The 4,832-nt window shown below is 60.8% G+C and carries 5 protein-coding genes; 1 reads left to right on the top strand and 4 read right to left on the bottom strand.

Features of this window, described 5'->3' with window-relative positions:
* Window positions 1–256: MarR family winged helix-turn-helix transcriptional regulator (locus EWH12_RS21455; RefSeq protein WP_129927773.1), on the bottom strand; the 256-nt coding region annotated here is incomplete at its 3' end.
* Window positions 257–745: 489 nt separating this feature from the next.
* Here EWH12_RS21455 and EWH12_RS21450 point away from each other — a divergent pair.
* Window positions 746–1,225, top strand: coding sequence for a MarR family winged helix-turn-helix transcriptional regulator (locus tag EWH12_RS21450; protein WP_062347432.1), 480 nt, complete (start codon window positions 746–748; stop codon window positions 1,223–1,225).
* A gap of 128 nt (window positions 1,226–1,353) precedes the next feature.
* Here EWH12_RS21450 and EWH12_RS21445 read toward each other — a convergent pair whose 3' ends face one another.
* The 3 genes from EWH12_RS21445 to EWH12_RS21435 form a co-directional block, all read right to left on the bottom strand.
* Window positions 1,354–2,247: an ABC transporter substrate-binding protein gene (locus EWH12_RS21445; protein ID WP_069064530.1), complete on the bottom strand. Its 894-nt coding sequence runs from the start codon at window positions 2,245–2,247 to the stop codon at window positions 1,354–1,356.
* Window positions 2,247–3,113: a carboxylating nicotinate-nucleotide diphosphorylase gene (gene nadC, locus EWH12_RS21440; RefSeq protein WP_062344525.1), complete on the bottom strand. Its 867-nt coding sequence runs from the start codon at window positions 3,111–3,113 to the stop codon at window positions 2,247–2,249. Before nadC ends, EWH12_RS21445 begins: the two co-directional genes overlap by 1 nt.
* Window positions 3,114–3,256: 143 nt before the next feature.
* Window positions 3,257–4,620, bottom strand: a protein-coding gene (locus tag EWH12_RS21435; protein ID WP_422917751.1) for an IS3 family transposase whose coding sequence is annotated in 2 segments (ribosomal slippage) — window positions 3,257–4,270 and window positions 4,273–4,620 — 1,362 coding nt in all. Because the reading frame shifts where the segments join, the coding sequence is not laid out codon by codon here.
* Window positions 4,621–4,832: the final 212 nt, after the last annotated feature.

Genomic DNA, 4,832 nt, shown 5'->3' with positions numbered 1-4,832 from the left:
CGATTCCCCGTTGCTCCATGGAAGCGATCGCCGAAAGCGTGGTCGGCTCCATCGTTCCAACAAGGTCGGACAGTTCCTTCTGGGTTAAGCCGTCCTGGTCCCACAGGACGCGCAAGAAGTACCACATGCCCAGGGTGACGCCGAACTGCTCGATCTTCAGCTGTAGCAGCTTTTGCATAAGTCGATGCGTGAGTCGGATTTGATATCCGATACTCAGGTCGAACGGCAGGTTGATTTCCCCGCTATCTCCGCTCATCGAAATCGGCCCTGCATGACCCGAACCATCGGGCCTGTTGAATGTCGAAACCAGCGTGCATTCCTTCTTGGCAACCGCCCCAGCCGCGTGGGTCGGTTGACTTGTTAATGGATTATGACTTGACGGTCCCGCGGTTTCTCATCCGGGTCGAGGGCGAGATTCCGGCGTTCGTTCGGCGGCCTTGATGGTCGTGACTGCCATATATTCAACCGACGTAAGGGCACGAGGGCCACCCTAGTTCGGGCGGGATTCAAAGGGCCGGAGAACCCACGCTCAATCCGCGTGGAATAGATAGGGTGTCACCGAAGCACGATTCAGACCCGTTCGACCGCGAGCGCAAGGCCCATGCCGACGCCGATGCAGAGCGTGGCAAGGCCCAGTCTGCCGTCAGTATCCAACTGGACGTTGGCGGGCAGGTGCACCATCAAAGCCGTTGCCCCTGCCTCATTGGGAGGGCGAACATGGCGACACGCCCCAGGGAGAGTGCATTTGTCCAACAGGCCCGCCCAGCTCAATCCGGAATGGAGCCTTGGTTATCAGGTCCGGCGCTGCCATCGGCGGTTCGATCGCCTGCTCAATGCGATGCTGGCGAAGCACGATCTAAAGACGGGCTTCTGGTATTACCTTCGTGTGCTGTGGATCCGCGACGGCGTCACCCAGAAATATCTGAGCGACATGACCAACGTCACAGAAAACACGACTGTGTCGATAATCAACAACATGATGCAGCACGGGCTTGTAGAGCGCACCCGCGACAAGGTTGATCGCCGCAAGTTGAGCGTTACGCTGACCCAACGAGGCAAAGCCCTGGAAGCGGAGCTCATGCAATATGCGATCGACATTAACCGCATCGCCGTCGCCGGGATCGATCCGGCCGAGGTTGCGACGTGCGTCGACGTGCTTTCGCGCATGTCAGCCAATCTCGCCGCCGAATTCGATTCTATCCCGAACACCCCCGCCGAGGACTGACAGGGCGCAACCGGTCAGCGGCCGCTCGCCGGGTATCCTGCGGCAGCCCGGCAAAGACGGAGCATCGACAACCACGCTGCTCCCGCACCGCTTATGCTCCGCCCCGTCATTTCCCGGATTGCATCACGTCAGATCTTGAACTCCGCGAACGTCTCCGGCGCGAACATGTCCTCGATCGTCAGCTGGCGCGGCGACAGACCCTGCTCATGATGATAGCGCGTGAAGGTCTCGAGTACGTGGCGGTTCTTCTCGATTCCGTAAGGCCACCACTGATCGCCCAACGTCGCGATCGTTTCCTCGACCGCGGCAATTTGCCAGGGCAGCATCGTCTTGAGCGAGGCTGAGACGCGCAGCTGTTCGTAGGTTAGCTGCTGCGCCTGGACGAACGCCTTGTAGAGCGCCTGTGCGATCCAGCGGTTCTTCTCGTAAATGTCGCGGCGAATGGCAACGACGTGCATGATCGGGAAGATATTCGTCTTGCCGAAATAGGCTTTCTCGACCTGGACGAAGTCCGGGAACAGGCGCCGCACATTGTGCGGTTCCGAATAGAAGGTCGATGGAGCACGCGCGGTGTGCAGCGCGTCGATCTCGCCATCAGCCAACATCCGGGTCAGCGTCTGGTTTGGCCCGATCGGCTCAACCTTGAACTTGTCCGGCAGATTGAGTTTGAGCTTTTCCTCACGGCCCGGCTCTTCCTCGCCGCCCGTGACATAAGTGACCGACGCCGGGTCGATGCCATATTCGTCCTGCAGGATACCGCGGATCCAGACCGGCGCGGTCATCTGATATTCCGGGACGCCGATGCGCTTGCCGACAAGGTCGGACGGTTTTTCGATGCCGCTCTTGGCCGACACGAAGATGCAGGAATGACGGAAGAAACGTGACGGGAACACCGGGATGGCGATAAAGTCTGGATTGTCCCGGCCCAGAGTCACGCAATACGATGACATCGAAAGCTCGGCGGCATCGAACTCGCGATTGCGCAGCATCCGGAAGAACGTTTCCTCGACGGACAGCACCATCAAGCCGCTATTGTGTAATCGAGACCGATATCGGCAGCCGGTGCGCTCTGCGTAATGCGGCCGACGGAGACGTAAGTAACTCCCGTTTCCGCGATCGCACGGATGGTATCGAGCCGCACGCCACCTGACGCTTCGATCGGCACGCGGCCCGCAACCAGCGCCACACCCTCGCGCAGCATTTCGACCGACATATTGTCGAAGAGCAGCCGATCGGCGCCTGCCTTCAGTGCCGGCTCGATCTGGTCGATTGTGTCGACTTCGACTTGGACCGGGAGTGCTGACTTGCCCGCCTTGGCCGCGCGCACGGCCGCCTCGATCGAGCCGCAGATCGCGACATGATTGTCCTTGATCAGGATGCCGTCGTCGAGCCGCATACGATGATTGTGCGCCCCGCCCATGCGGGCAGCATATTTCTCAATTGCGCGCAGGCCGGGTATGGTCTTGCGGGTGTCGAGCAGGATGCACGACGTGCCCGCGATCATGTTGGCATAGCTTCGAGTAAGGGTGGCAATACCGGTGAGGTGCTGCAGCGTGTTCAGCGCCGAGCGCTCCGCCGACAACATCGGGCGGGCGCGACCCTCCACGCGCATGATCGGGGCACCCGCCTGGAGCTCATCTCCATCCCTGGCAAGCCGCTCGACCCGGACATCGGGATCAAGGGCCTCGAAGAAGACCTGGGCGAGATCGATGCCCGCAACGGCAATCTGCTCGCGAGTCTGGATCGTCGCGATCAGCCGTGCGTCGGCGGGGATGGTGAGGTCGGTGGTGACATCACCACCTAGCCCCAGATCCTCCTTGAGTACGGACTGGACGAAATGACTGACGGCATCCGCGTCGAGCCCGGCAATGGGCGGCAGGGACATCATCAAGCGCGGACGTCCCCGAGAGCGTCGACATCTGTCGATACGGTCCGCATGATATCCGCCTCTTCGTCCTGTCCGTCGTCAGAACATTCGGCACAACTCGCGGCGTAGATTAGCGGAGTGCGGACCTCGTCAGGGGGTTGATGTTAGGCGGCGAACTTGCGGTGCTGCAAGCGCCGATGATCGATGGTCTGTCGCTTGATCCTTTCGCGCAGTTTGATGATTGCCGGAGCCCTGCCGAAGTAGGCGTCGGCAGGCGTCACGTTGGCCAGGCTCTCGTGGTATCGCTGGTGATTGTAGTGCTCGACGAAGGTCTCGATGTGGGCTTCGAGGTCGCGGGGCAGGAAGTAGTTTTCCAGCAAGATGCGGTTTTTCAGGGTCTGGTGCCAGCGCTCGATCTTGCCCTGGGTTTGGGGATGACACGGGGCGCCGCGGACATGGCTCATCTTCCGGGCCTCGATGTATTCCGCCAGCTCACCCGCGATGTAGCTGGGGCCATTATCGCTGAGTAGCCGGGGTTTGTGCAGCACCGTGGCGCTGTCGCAACCAGAAGCCGCCAGGGCGAGGTCCAGCGTGTCGGTGACGTCCTCGGCTCGCATGTTGGTGCACAGCTTCCAGGCGATGATGTAGCGTGAGAAGTCGTCGAGCACGGTCGACAGATACATCCAGCCCCACCCGATGATCTTGAAGTAGGTGAAGTCGGTCTGCCACATCTCGTTCGGCCGCGTGGTTTTCGTGTGGAACTGATCGGCAGCCTTGATCACGACATAGGCCGGGCTGGTGATCAGGTCGTGGGCCTTCAACAAGCGGTAAACCGTGGATTCCGACACGAAGTAGCGCTGCCCATCGGTGAAGCGTACGGCCAGTTCCCGGGGGCTCAGCTCAGACTGTTCCAGCGCCAGCTCGATGATCTGGTCGTGGATGCCCGCCGGGATGCGGTTCCACACCCGGCTCGGCGCCGATGGTCGATCTTCCAACGCCTCCGGCCCGCCTTCGAGGTAGCGATCATACCAGCGGTAGAATGTCCGACGAGGGATGCCGAGTTGGTCCAGCGTGCGCTTGGCCGACAGGTGCGACTGCTCGACGGTTCTGATGATCTCGAGCTTCTCGGATGCGGGATACCTCATTCGTCGTTGCCCCCATCCGCGACCATGCTTTTTTTGAGCAGACGGTTTTCCAGTGTCAGATCGGCCACGCATTCCTTCAGGGCCCGGGCTTCGCGGCGCAGGTCCTGGACCTCTCCGGTGGTCGCGGCACGGGCGGTGTCGCCGGCCAGGCGGCGCTTGCCAGCTTCCATGAACTCCTTCGACCAGGTGTAATACAGGCTCTGGGCAATGCCTTCCTTGCGGCATAGCTCGGCGATGCTGTCTTCCCCGCGCAGGCCATCCAGCACGATGCGGATCTTGTCCTCGGCCGAAAAGTGGCGCCGGGTCTGTCGGCGGATGTCCTTCACTACCCGCTCTGCTGGGGCCTTGGCGGGCGATTTTACATTGGAGGATCTGGGCTTCATCTTCGTTCCTTCGTCACTACGACGAAGCCCAGATCCTCCTTAAATCACAACCTCAAATCTGTGCCATTGGTGCCGACGGCGGACAATGTGGTACTTCTTGCGCGTCCTGTGGGACCAGGACGGCTTAACCCAGAAGGAACTGTCCGACCTTGTTGGAACGATGGAGCCGACCACGCTTTCGGCGATCGCTTCCATGGAGCAACGGGGAATCG

The sequence above is a fragment of the Sphingobium cupriresistens genome, assembly GCF_004152865.1.
In the GTDB taxonomy this organism is placed as follows: domain Bacteria; phylum Pseudomonadota; class Alphaproteobacteria; order Sphingomonadales; family Sphingomonadaceae; genus Sphingobium; species Sphingobium cupriresistens.
This window is presented reverse-complemented; position numbering and strand designations above follow the sequence as displayed.